Here is an 18445-nt window from a genome sequence, read left to right on the forward strand (position 1 = left end):
TAGCGAGTTTAGCGGTAGTAAGCGTTGGTCGTATCGGTATGGTCGGTGACATCGCGAATACCGGCAAGCTCGGGAATGCGCTCCATCAGGGTTTTCTCAACGCCGTCTTTCAGGGTTAAATCAACCGCTGCACAGCCCTGGCAACCTCCACCAAAGGCTAAGATGGCGTATTGTTCCTCAGTAAGCTCCACCAGCTTGATTTCGCCACCGTGGGCCGCCAGACCTGGATTGATTTCGCTGTAAAGCACGTAATTAACGCGGTCTTCCAGCGGGCTGTCGGCATTTACCTTGGGCATCTTGGCGTTGGGCGCTTTGATGGTTAGCTGGCCACCCATGCGGTCGGCGTTGAAATCCACCACCGCCTCTTCCAAAAAGGCGAGGCTATTTTTGTCGAGAAAGACGTTGATTTTCTCGAGCTCCAGTAGCACATCAGTAGGTTCTTCTTCGCCGGGACGGCAGTAAGCCAAGCAGGTTTCCGCGTAGGGCGTGCCCGGCTGAGTAATAAAGATGCGTACAGCAATACCTTCAACGTTCTGCTTTTCCAGCAGTTCTGACAGGTACTCTTGCGCGCTGTCCGTAATATCAATACCTTGGGTATCGACTTTAGTTTCTTTTTCGCTAGTCGTGGTCATGAGGGCTGTCTTCCTCCCGTGGTAGTGGCGGCGCCACTTCACATGTCATTTGTCCCTATGGTAAGCAAAACGGCGCGCTGACACAATCCCGACTGTTTTAGTCGGCTATTTTAATTATCTTTCCTTATGCAGCGGATAGCCTTCCCAGGGGCGCCTTTTGCCCTCCCTTTTGTTATCATTATGCGCCTCTAAACGACAGATGCTGCTTTTTCCGACGATAACAACATCCCCTTTGACGACTGTGACGCTGGAGAACTCCCCCTGCCATGGCTGATAGTGCTTTGATCGCGACCCTCACCCAACGCCTTGCCGAACGTATCCTGATTCTGGACGGCGGCATGGGCACCATGCTGCAGAATGCTCAGTTAAGCGAGGAGGATTTTCGTGGCGAACGGTTCAGCGATTGGCCTTCGGATCTCAAAGGGAATAATGATCTGCTCGCGCTCACCTGCCCCGATGTGGTCAAGCGGATTCACCGCGACTACCTGGAAGCTGGTGCCGACATTATTGAGACCAACACCTTTAACAGCACTCAGCTGTCACAGTCCGATTACGGCATGGAGTCGCTGGTGGTTGAGCTCAACCGCGAATCAGCGCGCCTGGCTCGTGAAGTATGCGATGCGGTGGCCGCTGAAACCGGCGTACCCCGCTATGTTGCGGGTGTATTAGGCCCCACCTCGCGCACCGCCTCGCTCTCGCCGGATGTGAATGACCCCGCCAAGCGTAATGTCACCTTTGATGAGTTGCGCGAGAACTACTATGAAGCCGCCGAAGCGCTGATTGCGGGCGGTGCCGATCTGATCATGATTGAAACCATCTTCGATACGCTCAACGCCAAAGCAGCGATCTATGCCCTTGAAGAGCTGTTCGATGCCCGCGGTGAGCGTTTGCCGGTAATGATCTCCGGTACGATTACTGATGCCTCGGGCCGCACGCTTTCGGGTCAAACCACAGAGGCTTTCTGGAACTCGGTACGCCATGCTCAACCCCTCTCGGTAGGCTTAAACTGCGCGCTGGGCGCCGAAGAGTTGCGCCCCTACCTGGAAGAGCTCTCTACCAAGGCTGACACCTTTGTCTCCGCGCACCCCAATGCGGGCCTGCCTAACGAGTTTGGTGAGTATGACCAAACACCGGAGGAGATGTCGGAAATCGTCAGCGAGTTTGCCGCCAGTGGGCTGGTCAATATTATCGGAGGATGCTGCGGCTCGACGCCTGAGCATATCCGCGCGATTGCCGACTCTGTGCGCGATATGGCACCACGGGTAATCCCTGAGCGCAGCCGCGCCTGCCGTCTGTCCGGTCTAGAGCCGTTCAACATTGAAGCTGACTCGCTGTTCGTCAACGTCGGCGAGCGCACCAACGTCACCGGCTCGGCACGCTTTAAGCGCTTGATTGTGGAGGAGGACTTCACCACCGCGTTGGAAGTCGCTCTTGAGCAGGTCGAGAGCGGCGCCCAGGTCATCGATATCAATATGGACGAGGGCATGCTCGAGTCCAAGGAAGCCATGGAGCGCTTTCTTAACTTGATCGCTGGTGAGCCGGATATCGCCCGTGTACCAATTATGATCGACTCCTCCAAGTGGGAGATCATCGAAGCGGGATTGAAGTGCGTTCAGGGCAAGGCTGTGGTGAACTCCATCTCACTCAAGGAGGGTGAAGCCGCTTTCCGCGAACAGGCCACCAAGTGCCGCCGCTTTGGCGCCGCCATCGTGGTTATGGCCTTTGATGAAGAGGGCCAGGCGGATACCTTCGCGCGCAAAACCGAAATCTGTCAGCGCGCCTACCGTCTGCTAGTCGATGAGATCGGCTTCCCCGCCGAAGATATCATCTTCGACCCCAATATCTTTGCTATCGCCACGGGCATTGAAGAGCACAATAACTACGCGGTCGACTTTATCGAAGCGACCCAGTGGATTCGTGACAACCTGCCCCATGCCATGGTTTCCGGCGGCGTGTCCAACGTCTCGTTCTCGTTCCGTGGCAATAACCCGGTACGCGAAGCGATTCACTCAGCTTTCCTGTACCACGCCATTCGCGCGGGCCTCACCATGGGGATCGTCAACGCGGGCCAGCTCGCCGTTTATGACGACCTGCCTGCCGAACTGCGCGAAGCGGTTGAAGATGTGGTGCTTAACCGGCGTAGCGACGGCACCGAACGGCTGCTGGATATTGCCGACAAGTATAAAGGCGACGGTAGCGGCGCAGTCAAGAAAGAAGACCTGGAGTGGCGCAGCTGGCCGGTTAACAAGCGTATTGAGCACGCGCTGGTGAAAGGCATTACCGTCTATATCGAAGATGACACCGAACAGGCTCGCGCCGAGGCCGAGCGGCCCATTGAAGTCATTGAAGGCCCGCTGATGGACGGCATGAACGTGGTGGGCGACCTGTTTGGCGATGGCAAGATGTTCCTGCCTCAGGTGGTTAAGTCAGCGCGGGTAATGAAACAGGCCGTGGCTTACTTGATCCCCTACATCGAAGCCGAGAAGAGCGAAGACACTAAGGCCAAAGGCAAGATCGTGATGGCCACGGTCAAAGGCGATGTCCACGATATCGGCAAAAATATCGTCGGCGTAGTGTTGCAGTGTAATAACTACGAGGTCATTGACCTTGGCGTAATGGTGCCCGCCGACAAAATCCTCCAGGCGGCCAAAGAGCACAACGCCGATATTATTGGTCTCTCCGGCCTGATCACTCCGTCGCTGGATGAAATGGTTCACGTGGCCAAAGAGATGCAGCGCCGTGGTATGGATCTACCGCTACTGATTGGCGGTGCCACCACCTCTAAAGCGCATACCGCAGTGAAAATTGAGCCCCAGTATGAGCACCCGGTGATTTACGTTACCGATGCCTCCCGCGCCGTTGGCGTAGCGGGTAAATTGCTCACACCTGCTTTAAAAACACCCTATGTTACCGAGATTCGCGAAGAGTACGAAAAGGTTCGTGAGCGTAACGCCAAGCGTCGACCCAAGGCGGCGGATCTGGACTACACCCAGGCGCGCAAGCGGCGTTTCCGCACCGATTGGAGTACCTACACCCCCGCCGAGCCCAATATGCTCGGGCTGAAAACCTTTGACGACTACGATCTCGAAGAGCTGATCGAGCGCATCGACTGGACGCCCTTCTTTATGAGCTGGCAGTTGGCGGGCAAGTACCCCAAAATCCTCAACGATAAAGTCGTCGGTGAAGCGGCTCGCAACCTGTTTGAAGACGCCAAAGTCATGCTGCGCAAGCTAGTTGAAGAGAAGCGCGTCCAGGCCCGCGGTGTTATCGGTCTATGGCCCGCTAATAGCGTCGATGATGACGTCATTGAAGTCTATGCCGACGAGTCGCGTAGCGAAGTCGTGGAGCGATTGCATCATATTCGTCAGCAGACCACTAAAGGCCGTGACGGTATCTGCTACAGCCTGGCCGACTTTATTGCCCCCAAAGAGAGCGGCAAAGCCGATTGGATTGGTGGCTTTGCGGTCACTACCGGTCATGGCGTCGATCAGCTTTCCAAAGCTTATGAGGCCGCTGGCGACGATTACAATGCGATTATGGTGCAGGCATTGACGGATCGCCTTGCGGAAGCCTTTGCCGAGCGCATGCACGAACGCGTGCGCAAAGAGTTCTGGGGCTATGTGCCGGAAGAAACCCTGGATAACGATGCCTTAATCGCGGAGAAATACCAGGGCATCCGCCCTGCCCCTGGTTATCCCGCCTGCCCGGATCACACCGAAAAAGCCACGCTGTTCCGGCTGCTCGATGCCACTGAAAACACGGGCTTAGCGCTAACGGAAAACTTCGCCATGTGGCCTGCGGCGGCGGTGTCTGGCTGGTACTTTGCGCATCCACAGTCGAAATACTTCTCGACCGGCAAAATTACCCGGGATCAGGTCGAAGCCATCGCCACGCGTAAGCAGATGCCCCTGGAGGAGATGGAGCGCTGGCTCTCACCGGTACTCTCCTACGACCCGAGTTGATTAGTGCTGTTTGCAAACCGCCATGGCAGGGTGTTGCGCCTTGCCTTACCCATCATGCTGGGCATGCTCTCGCAGAGCATGCTCAACTTGATCGATGCTGCATTGGTAGGGCATCTAGGCGAGGTAGCACTAGCGGGTGTTGGCGTGGGCGGTTACGCCATGTTTATGCTGACCGCGGTAGTGTTTGGTCTATCTTCCAGCGTACAGTCACAAACTGCCCAGCGCGTGGGGGCTGCCCATAGGCATATCGCCCACCCGCTTAACTCGGGGCTAGCGATAGGGTTTGCGGTAGGCCTGCCGCTATCACTCTGGGCGTGGTGGCAAGCGCCCCTGCTGATGGGCTTGATTAGCCAGGCCGATGATGTTCAAAGCGTTGCGGTTAGCTATTTTCGTTGGCGGGTGGTGTCACTAATCGCCATTGCGTTAACACTCTGCTTTCGTGGTTACTGGAACGGTCGCCAGCAGACGCATCTCTATTTGCGTATCATCGTGTCAGTTCACTTGATTAACGTGGCGACCAGCGCTGGTTTAATCTACGGTTTAGCCGGGCTACCGCAAATGGGTGCGAGCGGTGCGGGTGCGGGAACGACACTGTCACTGTTTATTGGCTTGATGGTGTGGTGCTGGGTGAGCACCAAAAGCTTTTCTTTAAAACGTTTTTTAAAACAGCTGCCACGTTTGGCCACCCTGCGCACTACCCTGATACTGGCTGCTCCCCACTCTTTACAGCAGCTTCTATTCGCAGCGGGTTATGCGGTACTCATTGGGCTCTTGAGCCAGCTGGGCACCGCCAGCGTCGCGGTTGGCCACGTGTTGATTAATTTATCACTGCTGCTGATTTTGCCAGGAGTCGGAATAGGCGTTGCGGCGATGAGCCTGGTAGGCGAAGCGTTAGGCCGGGATGCTCAGTATGAAGCCCACCGCTGGGGGCTGGATGCGCTGCGGGTGGCTTGGCTGTTACTCATTATGTTGGCGCTACCCATGCTGGTCTTGCCCGAGCAGGTACTCGCCCTCTTTTTCACCAACAGCGAGCTAATCGCGCTGGGTAAACTCCCGCTACAGCTAACCGGCGTGATGATTGTGCTGGATGCTGCGGCCCTGGTGCTTGCCCAGGCATTAATGGGCGCGGGCGCTCAGCGCACGGTGATGATGCTTACCCTGGGGATGCAGTGGCTGCTTTTTTTACCTCTGGCCTGGTGGGTAGGCATCGGTTTAGACCAAGGCTTATTAGGTATCTGGCTTATGCAACTGCTTTACCGATTGGTAAACTCGGCCGGATTTTTATGGGTATGGCAGCGCCGCCGCTGGTTGGCCCCCGCCTTCTAACGGGCTGCCAAACTCATACTATGGTTTCTAAATAGCTTTTAGAGATAAAAAGATAATTATATATTCTTTTGTAGAATATGACGCCCGCGTTAAGGTGAGGCTACATTAACGTCCGTCTCAACGTGACTATTTCGCTTTTTAGCAGGATCGTGCCACATGTACCGTTATGATATTCACGACCAAACCCTAGTTGATGAACGCGTTGCTCAGTTCCGCGATCAAATGGAACGTTACAGCGCTGGGCGTTTGGGAGAAGAAGAGTTCCGCCCACTGCGGTTGCAGAACGGCCTCTATATTCAACGCCATGCGCCCATGCTACGTATTGCGATCCCTTACGGCATGCTAGCGGGTCATCAGCTACGTGCCCTGGCCGAGATCACTCGTCGCTATGACCGCGGCTACGGTCATTTTACCACGCGGCAAAATTTGCAGTTGAACTGGCCTGCCCTTGAAGACGTGCCAGACATTTTGGCGGATCTGGCCAAGGTGCAGATGCACGCGATTCAAACTAGTGGTAACTGCATTCGTAACACCACCAGCGACCAGTTTGCCGGCATTGCCAACGATGAAGTGGAAGACCCGCGCCCCTGGTGTGAGTTGATTCGCCAGTGGTCTACCCTGCATCCGGAATTCGCCTATTTACCGCGCAAGTTTAAAATCGCCGTCAGCGGTGCGGCCCAAGACCGCGCTGCCATTCAGGTGCACGATATTGGTTTGCGCCTATGGCACAACGCCGACGGCGAGTTGCGTATCAAAGTGTTAGCCGGTGGCGGCCTGGGCCGTACGCCGATGATTGGGGACGTGGTTCGTGAAGACCTGCCTTGGCAGCATCTACTGACCTACCTAGAAGCCTGCGTGCGGGTTTACAACCAGTTTGGTCGTCGGGATAACAAGTTCAAGGCGCGGATTAAGATTCTGGTCAAAGCTCTGGGCATTGAGGAGTTCCGCCGTCGGGTGGATGAAGAGTGGGCGCACCTGAAAGATGGCCCACAAACGCTTAACCAAGCAGCGGTTGATGCGGCCAAAGTGCACTTCCCCGAGCCTGATCGTCGCCCGGTGGCAGCAAATGCTAGCGAAGAATTTGATCGTTTACGTGCTGAAAACCGCAGTTTCGCGCGCTTTGTTACCAACAACGTAACTGATCACAAGGTGTCTGGCTATAAAGCCGTGACGCTGTCGCTAAAACGCCGCGAGCACGCACCTGGTGACGTTACTGCCGACCAAATGGAAGCTGTCGCTGATCTAGCCGACCGCTACAGCTTTGGTGAAGTGCGCGTTACCCACGAGCAGAATCTGGTGCTTTCTGATGTGCCGGTGGATGAGCTGGAAGCGCTGTGGCAAGAGCTTGAGGCACTGGGTATGGCTAACCCCACTGTGGGCACGCTCAACGATATTATTTGCTGCCCCGGCGGTGACTACTGCAGCCTGGCCAATGCGGTCTCTATTCCCATTGCCCAAGCGCTACAGGAGAAGTTTGAAGACTTGGACTTCCTGTATGATCTTGGCCCGCTGGACCTGAATATCTCCGGCTGCATGAATGCCTGTGGGCACCACCACGTGGGCCATATCGGCATCTTGGGCGTGGATAAAAAAGGCGAAGAGTATTACCAGATTTCGATTGGGGGAAACTCCACCGACGATGCCTCGCTAGGCAAGATTCTGGGCCCGTCGTTTTTCCGCGAAGACGTACCCGGCGTGGTCGAGAAAGTGCTGGACGTCTATGTCTCACAACGCCATGAGGACGAACGCTTCTTGGATACCTATCGCCGTATTGGTCTAAAACCCTTTAAGGAGCGTGTTTATGCCTGATAAATCCTTGCCAAACGACACGCAAGCTGAAGCAACTGAACTGATGCCGGTTCATGTTGATCACTTGATTGCTAACGGCGAGCTGGCGGCAGAGAACGCTTGGTGCGTCTCCTATGATGCAGACACCCTGCCCGAACAGCGCCCAGCGTTTGTACCGCTGGCGCTGTGGCAAGCTAATCAGGATGACGCTGAACTGGCGCCGTTACTTACCAGTGATACCGAGCTGACGGCCGAATTGGCTCAACAGCTGGGTCAATCAGCGGCGATTGCCGTTGATTTCCCTGCTTTTACCGATGGCCGAGGCTACACCATCGCTCGTCTACTTCGCGAGCGTTATGGCTACAGTGGCGAAGTCCGTGCGGTGGGCGACGTATTGGTTGATCAGTTGGATTACATGCGCCGCTGTGGTTTCAATGCGATGGCACTGCGCGACGACCAGCACCCAGAGGATGCCCTGCGCGCGCTAAGCTTTATCAGCGTTCGCTACCAGCCCGATGTGGAAGAGCGCCAGGCGCTGTTTGAGCGTCGTTTAGCTGCAGATAAGTAAGCGCAGAGAGTGACGTTTGTAAACTCAAAAGGGCAGCTTCGGCTGCCCTGTTTATTTAAAAATAGTTTTATTTATAAACATTTATCCTCGGCGTTTTTGCTGGCGCTCGCGGTTATTGGCTTTGGCGCGATCGCTTTTACGCAGCATCACCCAGGTAGCGCCTAGTCCCCCTTCTGAAGGCTGTGCCGATACGTACGCCTGCACTTCTACAAACTGAGTGAGCCACTTGGCTAGGTATGAACGCAGCACATTAGCGGGGCTGTCAATTTCACGGCCACGACCGTGAACGATTAGTACCGAGCGTAAATCGTGCGCATAAGCTTCCTGAATAAATGGAAACAGCATGCGACGGCACTCGCTCAAGGGACGACGCAGCATATGTAGCTGCGACTGCACGCTATAGCCGCCGTGCCTTAATTTATCGACAACACCCTGCTGAATGCCCTCGCGACGATACTCCATAGGGTCAAAGGGTGGCAGCAGATCGACAAAGTCATCGGATAGGAAGTTCTGCGATCCAAGCTCTTCTGCTGCCCATTCACGCCGGGCCAACTGCGATTCGGAGGGGCTTTTGCGATTAGTGCCGGGGTCTGCTCGGTTAGTGGGTGGTAGCGGCTCAACATCACCTACGAGAGCTCGGAAATCCATCTCATCACGAAGTGGCTGATTCATTGCAGGCTCCTCCGGTCGGGTCTAGTGACTAGACTAGTTCTCAGACATAGCCTAGAAACATAGCCTAGCAAATCCAGACACTTTGCTTAAGCCAATAAAATAAGTCGATAACATAGAACTTGTCATCGTCTATTTGTAACGCCAAGCTAGGCAGCCTTATGGCAATCCACCCTTAGAGGCATTACGGTTTGGCTAAAAAAGTCTGGCTAAAACGCCTATTTACTGCCGTCGCTGTAGCACTACTCGGTGTAGCTGGATGGCTTTGGTTAACCATGCTCAGCCCGTGGTTTTATGACCGCCCTGCTGACCTTCCTGCTATTGAACAGCGCACCCATCAAGTCTTTGTATACGGCACGCTGCGCTATGCGCCTATCCGCTTGGTGGTAATGGGGAGTTTTGGCGATCCAGAGGAGGCAGTGCTTGAAGGGTATCGGCGCAACGGGCTCGATCTTTCTCCCCAGCCAGGCAATCGCATACAGGGGCTGCGGTTACGGGTCGATGCTGTTGAACTCGCCCGGTTAGACCGCTATGAAAGGCTGGGAATTCGCTATGAGCGAGTGGTTAAAACCCTCGACGATGGCTCACGTGCGTGGGTCTATTTACGCTTACCAAAAAAACAAAATGCGCTTTTCCACGACGCGGTTATGCCAATAGCTCTGGTACCATAGACATCAAAGACTTTTTTCAGGAAAGCTAATGAGTGACATGACACCCTATGTTTTAGTTCTTTACTACTCGCGTTCAGGCGCGACGGCTACCATGGCGCAGCAAATTGCGGCGGGTGTAGAGAGTGTACCCGGCATTCAGGCACGGCTGCGCACGGTGGCGCCGGTTTCTACTACCTGTGAAGCCGTAGAGCCCGAAATTCCTGCTGAAGGGGCTGTTTATGCTGAACTGGACGACCTGCGCAACTGCAGCGCGTTGGCATTAGGTAGCCCTACCCGGTTTGGCAATATGGCCGCGCCACTTAAATACTTCATCGACTCCACCAGCAGTCTTTGGATGAACGGTGCCCTGATCGACAAGCCCGCGAGCGCCTTCACATCGACTTCAAGCTTGCATGGTGGCCAGGAGAGCACGCTGCTCACTATGCTAGTCCCGCTGCTGCACCACGGCATGGTCTACGCCGGCGTGCCTTACAGTGAAACCACTTTGCTGGAGACAACCACGGGCGGTACTCCTTACGGTACAAGCCATGTGGCAGGCACACGTAACGACCGCTCGGTCGATGAGCACGAGCGCGCGCTGTGCGTTGCCCAGGGTAAACGTTTGGCACGACTCGCCCTGGCACTGCACGCAATGCGTCAGGAGGCTGTATGAGGCAGTGGTTAGAAGATGTAGAAGAGCTTCATGGAATTGACAAGCTCACGCAGAGAACCCGCCAACTGGTATTGGCCAGCTTTACCATTCTGCTGTTGCTGGTAATTTTCCGTGGTTTCTTGGTCCAGGGAGATGAGTTTAACTGGCGACCAGTGGTGGCTTTCGTGCTCCCGCTAGTGCTGTTCTTGCCCTCAATCATTGGTCAACGTGCACGGGGGCATGCATGGCTCGCGTTTGTCAGCTTGCTCTATTTCACCCAGGGCGTAATGCTAGCAACGCTGCCAGGACAAAGCCTGCGTGGGATTGTAGAGGCTGCCGTATCACTGGCTCTCTTTGCTGGGTGCATGGGTTACGCGCGCTTTCGTAGTCGCCAGCTCCGTCAAAGAGAGCGTTAAAACCATAGCCATAGAACAACGCCAGCTGCAATGAGCAAGGCTCCGATCGCGCGTATACGCAGTGTGGTAGAAAGCGAAGACTCGTTACGCGCATCGACCGGCTGTTGGCTAAACGTTTTCTTACCCGTCACCATGGCGGTCAGCAATGGCTCGCCCAGCAGCCGATGTATCACCACCCCTAATATGTGCAGTCCGATTAAGATAATCAGCAGATCGCTGTTCAACTGATGCAGCGTTCTCAATTGACTGCCAATCCCATCTCCGAATGCGCCATACAAGGGTGCCTGGAAAAAAATATCGTCGCTTAAAAACAGGCCGCTAAGTGCCTGAAAACTGAGTGACAGCAGCATTATCAACACCATCCAGCCGCCCAACGGGTTATGGCTGGCGTAAGCGCTGTTTTGACCCTTTAAGAGCCCTTTGGAATAGCCTAGCGTTTTACTAGGGGGATATAAAAAGGTGCTGAGTCGTGCGTATACACTCCCGATCACGCCCCATATCCAGCGGAAAACGAGTAGACCTAAAACCAAATAACCCGCCTGCGCATGGACTTCGATTGGAAATAGGAACGGCTCGCCGCTGGTCTTAGTGGTATAAAAAGACACTAACACCGCTGCTACTAATCCCCAGTGAAACAGGCGAATCCATAAATCCCATACCTCAATCGCTACCCTAGCGTTGCGCATTACTTCGTCCTCTCTCAGCCCATGGTAGGCCCGCTGGTGTGAGCTAAATCATTGATGAGCCAACATTGTAAGCTAGTAGTTGGTGAGAGATCTTCGCATTTATTCCCGCTTTCTCATAGAATTCGAGACAGTAAGTCGCCACCCTCCTTCACTGGCAGTAATTATACGGATACAGAGAGCCATAGCACCGGCTAAGATAATGGCAGTGGATGAGCGCGTTAAACATCCATTGATAGCGGTCACTTGAGCTTTAAACAGAGACCAGCGAACATGGATGAAATTCAAGGGAGAAGCATGCGATGACACGCAACATAGCCGATATCAGGCGTGATTATGAAGGCGGGAGGTTAGATGAATCCCAAGCCCCCGACGATCCATTTGTGCTTTTCGACGAGTGGTTCACCCTCGCACTGGAAAAAGAACAGAAAGATGGCAATGCCATGACGCTCGCCACCGTTGATAGCCAAGGCAGGCCCCACGCCCGAGTTGTGCTGCTAAAAGGCTTTGATGAGCATGGCATGGTGTTCTACACAAACTACCATAGCCATAAAGGCAGCGAACTCAATAATGTTCCTTACGCTGCGCTAACCTTCTGGTGGCCCTCGCTATCGCGCCAAGTGCGTATTGAGGGCCCTGTGGAGCAGGTCTCAGCAGCAGAGTCCGATGAGTACTTTGCCAGCCGTCCGCGGGGTAGCCAGTTAGGGGCTTGGGTTGCCACTCAGAGCGTTGTAATTCCTGGCCGTAAATGGATTGAAGAGCGCCAGAAGCGTTTTGAACAGGCCTACAATAATCAGGATATTCCCCGCCCGATTCACTGGGGGGGCTATCGTATCGCACCGGAAATGATCGAATTCTGGCAAGGGCAGCCTAGCCGCCTTCATGACCGGCTACGCTTTGAGCGCCGCGACGGCGGCGAGTGGAGCCGCTTCCGCATGGCGCCATAAGGCTGCCCAAAACGAGTAATAAATTAATGCGTAAGGCCTGCTGTTAGTGACGCAGGCCTGTCCTGGTAAAACTAGTCCGGCAGGCTCTCCAGCCTGTGCCGCTGCCACTCACTTTCGGGTTCGTTGAGACGCAGAACAGCGTCAATTACCTGCTCTTCCATGTTGTAACGGCACTTAAAGCCTAAGTGTTTCATGAGTGCACGCATTGGGTGGTTATCGACCATGATTTTGCCGATCATCTCCAGGGTGCCAATGTTAGTACAGTAATCGATCATCTTCTTCATCAGCAGGCTGCCAATTCCGAGCCCCTGCAAATCATCACGAATAATCACTGAAAACTCAGTGCGAATATTATCTGGATCGTTCCAAACCCGCACCACACCCAGCATCTCTTTACTGCCATCATCGCCTAAATACTCGGCAATGAACGCCATCTGCCGGTCATAGTTAATATGCGACAGAATCGATAAGTCACGCTGGGTAAGATTGGATTTATTGTGGAAATAGCGAAAACGGATGCTCTCTTCCGAGAGCTGGCGGTGGAAGGTCGTAATCAAATGGGCATCTTCAGCACGAATAGGCCTTACCTCGACCTGCCAGCCGTTTTTGAGCTTAAACCATTCACGCAACTCTTCTGGGTACGGCATGATTGCGAAGCGCGAAGGTGTGCCGAGATCCATAGCGAAATCGACGGCAACCATGCCATCGCGATTAAGCAGCAGTGGGTTAATTTCCAGCCCGCGTAGATCGCTTAGATCAGAGGCCATTTGCGAGAGTTTAACGAGCATTTGGCACAGGTGCGCAACGTCGCGTTCAGGGTCTGCGGAGTGTTCACGAATTAACGACGCGGCATGGGTTCTACCCACTATATCGGCCGCCAAACTCATGTTTAATGGCGGTAGTGCTATCTGGCGGTCAGCGAGCACATTGACTTTATAGCCGCCAATGCCAAACACAATAAGCGGCCCAAAGACCGGATCGCGAGTAATCCCCGCACAAATCTGCATGGAGTGCTTGCCACGCTGCATGGGCTGCAAACAGTACTCACGAATGGCGTACTCAGGGAATTTTTCAGCCACTTTTTCGCCTAGCGTTCGAACGCCTTCCGCCACTTGCTCAGGCGTCTCCAAGTCCTGCAGCAAGCCCGCTGAAATTTTATGCGGATGCTTGCGGTAGCGATAAGGGCGACAATTACCTTCATGAACCACTTTAAGCGCTTTGGTACCGGCTATTTCGGTCGCCCTGGCAAGCGCTTCATCCGGGTTGTTCAAATAAACACTCGGCGCTGTCGGAATGCCGTACGCTTCAAGCACCTGGGCCGTTTCAGAGTGGGTCAAGGTCTGCCTACCCTGCTCTTTTGCCTGTTTAATCAGCAGGCGGCACTGGGCACGTATTTCGGGGCTGGTGGAAAATGGCAGACTGGGCGGAATCTCCTGCAACAGCGCCTGGACGCGTTGATAAATCACCATATGCATAAAAGCCTTAACGGCTTTTTCGGGTGAAATATAGGTTGGAATCCCTGCGATATTGCAAACGTGGCGGGCGTTAAGCGCCTCTTTTAAGCCCATCCAACTGGTGAGCAGATTGCGGCGAAATTTCTTGCGGTTATCGATTAGCGCCTGGGCCGTTACCAGTGAAGGCGCCATCCGAGTGGGGGCATGAACCACCAGCACCGCATCCACGTTGGCATCAGCGGCAACAATTTCCAACGCCTGTACAAACCGCTCGGGCGAGGCGTTACCGCCCAGATCCACCGGATTTTCGCCCGGTTTGCTCATGTCGACTTCGCTACGATGCAGCGCAGCCTGGGTTTCGGCGCTAAATTCGGCTAGTTTCCCGCCCGCACTGATCAACTTGTCAATGGCCAGCATCGCGGGACCTAAGCCGTTTGAGACGATGGCTAAGCGGTCGCCTTTGAGGGGCTTCATACGTGACAGGGTTTCCAGCGCATCAAGCAGCTCATCAGAGTCATCAACACGCACCACGCCTGCCCGGGCAAACGCTGCGTCAAATACCACATCTCGATTGGCAATCCCTGGTGTAGGCGCCATGCCGGAAATATCTGACTCGGGCGTTCGGCCACTTTTTATCGCTAGCACTAATCGATTACGCGAAGCGTCACGCACTGCGGTCATAAAGTGTTGAGCGTCGCTGATTCGCTCTAAGTGGAGCAAGATGGCCTGAGCTGGCGAAAATTGATTAACGTAATCAATCAAGTCCGGCAACAACACATCCACACTATCGCCCACGGTGATCAAATGCGAAAAGCCAACGTCGCGACCCGCTGCCCAGTCAATCATGGCATTGGCCAGCATGCCCGACTGGCCCAGGTAAGCGACACGGCCCGCTTTCACCGGCTGGCTAGCGTAGGAGGCGTTGAGTTTTTTACCCGGCACAATGAGCCCCATACACTCGGGACCGAGCACACGAATACCCGAAACCCGTGCCGCACTCAGCATACGTTCGCGGATTGAACCGACATTACCCTTATCGCGATCTAAATAAGCGCCGCCGGAGAGCACCAACGCCGCTTTGACACCACGCTGGCCAAGCTTTTTAATCAGGCTAGGAACGCCTTCAATAGGAGAGCACACCACGGCCAAATCCGGCACTTCGGGTAGCTCGCTGACGCGGCTAACGCAGGGCACGCCAAAGACCTGCGAGTAGCCTTTCAGGTTGACTGCCCAAAGCGGCCCTTTAAAGCCGCCCTCTTGAATATTTCGCAGCACTAAACCGCCCAATGACGCGGGCTTTTCAGAGGCACCAAACACCGCTAACGTGCGAGGTTCAAAAAAATGGTGCAAAAAGCGCGTACTCACAAGTGAGTCTCCTGAAATAGATAGCGGCTGTACGACTTAAGGACACTGTCGCCTAGAGCCTATAGGCGATTATGGTGGCATCAATAATAATGGAGCGTTTGAATGATTACTGCCTACCTTACCCATCCAGACTGCTCATTGCACCATATGGGGCCGGAGCATCCTGAAAGCCCCCAGCGACTGGAGGTCATTCGCGCTCGTCTATCGCTTGCCGGGTTACTGCAGCAAACCATGCAGGCGGATGCGAAAGAAGCCTGTGAAGAGGCGTTAGCCAGAGTACACCCGTTGCGCCACTTACGCGCCCTGGAAAAGTGTTTGCCCCAACAAGGCATCGTGACGCTAGACAGCGATACCATGATGAACCCTGATAGCTTGCAAGCTGCCCGAGTAGCAGCAGGCGCGGTCATTCGAGGGGTAGACCAGGTGTTCAAGCGTCAAGCCGATAATGTCTTTTGTGCCGTTAGGCCACCTGGCCACCACGCGGAAGCCAGCGATGCCATGGGCTTCTGTTTCTACAATAATATCGCCGTTGGCGCTGCTCATGCCCGCGCGAAATATGGCGCTAAGCGTATCGCTATTTTGGATTTTGACGTTCATCAGTGCAACGGCACCATCGATATCTTTAAAAACGACCCAGAGGTACTGATTTGCACTAGCTTTCAATATCCGTTTTACCCGTGGCGCTATCTGCGCAGCGAGTGGCAGAACGTGGTGAATACGCCACTGGAAGTAGGCACCGATGGGGCTGAGTTTCGACGCATTGTTGAAAACCACTGGCTCTCCGCCCTGCACGCTTTTAAACCTGACTTGGTGATGATCTCAGCCGGGTTCGATGCCCACCGAGATGACCCAATGGGCGATATCTGTCTTGAAGATGAAGATTTCTATTGGGTAACTCATATGGCTATGGAGATCGCCACCCTGTATGCCGATAACCGCTTAGTCTCGGTGCTGGAAGGCGGCTATAATCCAAAATCATTGGCGAGTGGCGTGGAAGCGCACCTTAAAGCGCTGCTTGGGCTGCCATTTAGCGAAGTGCCGTCTTAGCAGACTTCTTCTCGCTACACTTTAACAGCCCCTCTTGGCGGCTTTTGGGCTGTGGTATCATGCGCTTTTTTAAATACTTAAGCCCACGCTAAAGCCGCCAATGTGACGACCCTATGACCGCTACCTCTGAAGAGCACGCCGCGCTGCGTATCGCATCGGGAAGCAAACCGTTTGTTGAACCGCTGCGCCTTGGTGAGCGGCTCAAGCAAATCCGCCTTGCCAACCTGTGGACTCTGGAAGACGTTAGCCAGCGCACCGGGCTTGCACGCTCAACGCTGTCAAAAATTGAGAATGACCAAGTCTCACCAACGTTTAGTGTGGTGCAAAAACTGACTACCGGACTCAATATCGATCTTCCACAGTTGCTCACACCGCCGAAGCGGGAGCGTTATACTATGGGGCGGCGCGATTTAACCCGCAAAGGCAAAGGGCAGTTGCACCCTACCCCGACTTACGAGCACGAATTATTGGGTCACCAGCTTGCTCAGAAGCGCATGATTCCCTTCAAGACAATCATACGGGCACGCAGTTTTGACGAGTATCACCAGTGGGTACGCCACGACGGGGAAGAGTTTTTGATCGTGCTGCACGGGGATATCATGCTCTACACCGAGTTCTATGCTCCGCTAGTGTTGGCCGAGGGCGACAGTATTTATTTCGATAGCGATATGGGCCATGCATTGGTTTCTACCAGCCCAGATGATGCGGTGGTGCTATCAGTCTGTACTCGCGGCGATGCAGCATAGCTCTATCTGAATCTGAAAATTTGCGCGCAGGTCACTTTGGCTACAGGCAGTTAGTCGGTTTGGGTAATCCTGCCAGGCGGGCAATTCTCTTTGGTGGGCTGCCGGGGAATAGCTGCATGAGGTAGATTGAGCGCCCTTTCTCTTCACCCAGCACACTCTTCGTCGCTTTGACTAGCGGTCGCATTGCCGGTGCCATTTCGTAGCGTTGATAAAAGGCCCTAACGACTTTGATTACTTCCCAATGCTCGGGGGTAAGCGTTAAGCCTTCTTCTTGCGCCATTAAATCAGCCACAGATTCGTTCCATATCGCTTGATTAACTAGATACCCTTCTGGATCTAGCGGATACTTTTTTTCAGAATCAAGATAACGGTATATTTTCGGATCAGGCATATTTAATACCATGTAACTGTCTTTTCATACTGCTCAGTAAGCGCCACGAAGTCGTCTACGTCCATGGTGGGAAGCTGGTGCTTAGCGGCAATGTGAGTAAGCCCACGGGAAGTTAGATCCTCTGACAATAAAAAAATACGCGACCGATATTTTTGCCAGGCGGCCCAAGCCGGATTAAGTGCCGCAGTGACCGCTTCTTCGATCAGCAACACGCTATCCTGGTTGCCTAGCGCCTGCTGCATTTGAGTCGCTGCACGGCTGTCAGGCGCTTTAGTGAGGATGTGTAGAATCATAATGCGCTCACTCTTAAGCCCTAAAAGTTAAGTATTGTAGCGTGTTGCTGCATTAACCCAGGGATTTCTTGGTCTGCTATCAGGGTGACGCCCTCTACCAGAGAACCCGTGGATAGTTGCATACTTTTCAGTTCCCCTTCAGACACCCAGAGCTGTTCAATATCGTACATTTCCAACATATCGATGGTAGGCAGCGTGGCCTTTTGGCCCGGCGCCCCACTTCCCTGCTCTTTTAACAGCGCCATTATACCCTGCCCCATGAAGAGTAAATGCACGGGTTGGCCAAAGGCTGCAGCAACTAAAGCGGCATCTAAACCTTCGCGTAACCAATTAGAGCTGTGAGGTGCATGGCGAATAATTACCAGCAGTGCATTAGGTACCGCCATGGGTTTTCCTTTTAAGCAAACGTAATAAAGCGATCCGAGCGGTGCTGTAACTCAAGCAACTGACCAAGACCGGTTAACTCAAAGGGAGAGACTATATTAAATGCCTGCTTACCGTGCCGCAGTGCTTCCGATTCGCTCATTAACCCTCGGCGCAGTGCCGCTGCAATGCAAACATCTAGCGCAACGTCGTGATACTGATGCAGTTCAAGCCAAGCCTCACGCAGATTAAGCTCGTCTTGCGGAGGCGCCATCAGTGATGAGGCATTATGCACGCCGTCATGATAGAAAAACACACCGGCTAGTTGATGCCCTCGCGTAATTATAGCGTGGGCAAACCGCAGCGCAGAGTGCGGAGCCGGACTGCTATAAGGTGCACCCATAACAAGTAAACCGTACTGCATGATATTAATACCTGATGGCGTTACCCTAAAAAAAAGACAGGCCCCGAATAGGGCCTGCCATGTTACCTA

Annotated in this window: 18 protein-coding genes; 10 read left to right on the top strand and 8 right to left on the bottom strand. The window is 54.0% G+C overall.

Annotation, left to right across the window (positions count from 1 at the left end):
* Positions 1-8 precede the first annotated feature (8 nt).
* The gene (gene nfuA, locus QT230_RS16180; protein WP_308323076.1) at positions 9-632 is read right to left on the bottom strand and encodes a Fe-S biogenesis protein NfuA; all 624 of its coding nucleotides are present in this window, start codon (positions 630-632) and stop codon (positions 9-11) included.
* A gap of 266 nt (positions 633-898) precedes the next feature.
* Here nfuA and metH point away from each other — a divergent pair, with 266 nt between their 5' ends.
* The 4 genes from metH to QT230_RS16200 all read left to right on the top strand — a co-directional run bounded on the left by metH (position 899) and on the right by QT230_RS16200 (position 8276).
* Positions 899-4594, top strand: a complete 3696-nt coding sequence (metH, locus tag QT230_RS16185; RefSeq protein WP_308323078.1) for a methionine synthase — start codon at positions 899-901, stop codon at positions 4592-4594.
* Between the two features lie 54 nt (positions 4595-4648).
* The gene (locus tag QT230_RS16190; RefSeq protein ID WP_308323231.1) at positions 4649-5920 is read left to right on the top strand and encodes an MATE family efflux transporter; all 1272 of its coding nucleotides are present in this window, start codon (positions 4649-4651) and stop codon (positions 5918-5920) included.
* Between the two features lie 156 nt (positions 5921-6076).
* On the top strand, positions 6077-7729 hold the full coding sequence (locus QT230_RS16195; protein ID WP_308323080.1) for a nitrite/sulfite reductase: 1653 nt from the start codon (positions 6077-6079) through the stop codon (positions 7727-7729).
* Positions 7722-8276 (top strand): DUF934 domain-containing protein, encoded by a 555-nt coding sequence (locus QT230_RS16200; protein WP_308323082.1) that lies wholly within the window; start codon positions 7722-7724, stop codon positions 8274-8276. Before QT230_RS16195 ends, QT230_RS16200 begins: the two co-directional genes overlap by 8 nt.
* An 81-nt stretch (positions 8277-8357) precedes the next feature.
* Here QT230_RS16200 and smrA read toward each other — a convergent pair whose 3' ends face one another.
* Positions 8358-8948: a DNA endonuclease SmrA gene (gene smrA / locus QT230_RS16205; RefSeq protein WP_308323084.1), complete on the bottom strand. Its 591-nt coding sequence runs from the start codon at positions 8946-8948 to the stop codon at positions 8358-8360.
* A gap of 188 nt (positions 8949-9136) precedes the next feature.
* Here smrA and QT230_RS16210 point away from each other — a divergent pair, with 188 nt between their 5' ends.
* From QT230_RS16210 to QT230_RS16220, 3 genes are read left to right on the top strand one after another with little or no spacing between them, the layout of a single operon-like run.
* Entirely contained in the window at positions 9137-9616 is a 480-nt protein-coding gene (locus QT230_RS16210) for a gamma-glutamylcyclotransferase family protein (protein ID WP_308323086.1), read from the top strand.
* Positions 9617-9644: 28 nt separating this feature from the next.
* Complete coding sequence (wrbA, locus tag QT230_RS16215) at positions 9645-10268, top strand: NAD(P)H:quinone oxidoreductase (protein ID WP_308323087.1); 624 nt, start codon at positions 9645-9647, stop codon at positions 10266-10268.
* On the top strand, positions 10265-10663 hold the full coding sequence (locus QT230_RS16220) for a DUF2069 domain-containing protein (protein WP_308323088.1): 399 nt from the start codon (positions 10265-10267) through the stop codon (positions 10661-10663). Before wrbA ends, QT230_RS16220 begins: the two co-directional genes overlap by 4 nt.
* Here QT230_RS16220 and QT230_RS16225 read toward each other — a convergent pair.
* Positions 10660-11349: a cytochrome b/b6 domain-containing protein gene (locus QT230_RS16225; RefSeq protein WP_308323089.1), complete on the bottom strand. Its 690-nt coding sequence runs from the start codon at positions 11347-11349 to the stop codon at positions 10660-10662. The two genes, QT230_RS16220 and QT230_RS16225, sit on opposite strands and share 4 nt — an antisense overlap.
* A gap of 299 nt (positions 11350-11648) precedes the next feature.
* Here QT230_RS16225 and pdxH point away from each other — a divergent pair, with 299 nt between their 5' ends.
* Positions 11649-12293, top strand: a complete 645-nt coding sequence (pdxH, locus tag QT230_RS16230) for a pyridoxamine 5'-phosphate oxidase (protein ID WP_308323090.1) — start codon at positions 11649-11651, stop codon at positions 12291-12293.
* A 71-nt stretch (positions 12294-12364) separates the two neighbouring features.
* On the opposite strand, the gene QT230_RS16235 is transcribed toward pdxH, so the two are convergent.
* Positions 12365-15112, bottom strand: coding sequence for a bifunctional acetate--CoA ligase family protein/GNAT family N-acetyltransferase (locus QT230_RS16235; RefSeq protein ID WP_308323091.1), 2748 nt, complete (start codon positions 15110-15112; stop codon positions 12365-12367).
* A gap of 102 nt (positions 15113-15214) precedes the next feature.
* Here QT230_RS16235 and QT230_RS16240 point away from each other — a divergent pair, with 102 nt between their 5' ends.
* Positions 15215-16159 carry a histone deacetylase family protein gene (locus tag QT230_RS16240; protein WP_308323092.1) on the top strand — a complete coding sequence of 315 codons (945 nt, stop codon included), beginning with the start codon at positions 15215-15217 and terminating at the stop codon, positions 16157-16159.
* A gap of 113 nt (positions 16160-16272) precedes the next feature.
* Entirely contained in the window at positions 16273-16905 is a 633-nt protein-coding gene (locus tag QT230_RS16245) for an XRE family transcriptional regulator (protein ID WP_308323093.1), read from the top strand.
* Positions 16906-16945: 40 nt separating this feature from the next.
* On the opposite strand, the gene QT230_RS16250 is transcribed toward QT230_RS16245, so the two are convergent.
* The 4 genes from QT230_RS16250 to tusD are packed head-to-tail and all read right to left on the bottom strand — an operon-like array spanning position 16946 to position 18376.
* Positions 16946-17296 (bottom strand): TusE/DsrC/DsvC family sulfur relay protein, encoded by a 351-nt coding sequence (locus QT230_RS16250; RefSeq protein WP_308323094.1) that lies wholly within the window; start codon positions 17294-17296, stop codon positions 16946-16948.
* A 2-nt stretch (positions 17297-17298) separates the two neighbouring features.
* Positions 17299-17589, bottom strand: coding sequence for a sulfurtransferase complex subunit TusB (gene tusB / locus QT230_RS16255; protein ID WP_308323095.1), 291 nt, complete (start codon positions 17587-17589; stop codon positions 17299-17301).
* A 20-nt stretch (positions 17590-17609) separates the two neighbouring features.
* Positions 17610-17975, bottom strand: coding sequence for a sulfurtransferase complex subunit TusC (gene tusC / locus QT230_RS16260; protein ID WP_308323096.1), 366 nt, complete (start codon positions 17973-17975; stop codon positions 17610-17612).
* Between the two features lie 11 nt (positions 17976-17986).
* Positions 17987-18376 (bottom strand): sulfurtransferase complex subunit TusD, encoded by a 390-nt coding sequence (gene tusD, locus QT230_RS16265; protein ID WP_308323097.1) that lies wholly within the window; start codon positions 18374-18376, stop codon positions 17987-17989.
* Between the last annotated feature and the right edge of the window lie 69 nt (positions 18377-18445).

The organism is Halomonas sp. SpR8, from assembly GCF_031010195.1.
GTDB lineage: Bacteria > Pseudomonadota > Gammaproteobacteria > Pseudomonadales > Halomonadaceae > Vreelandella.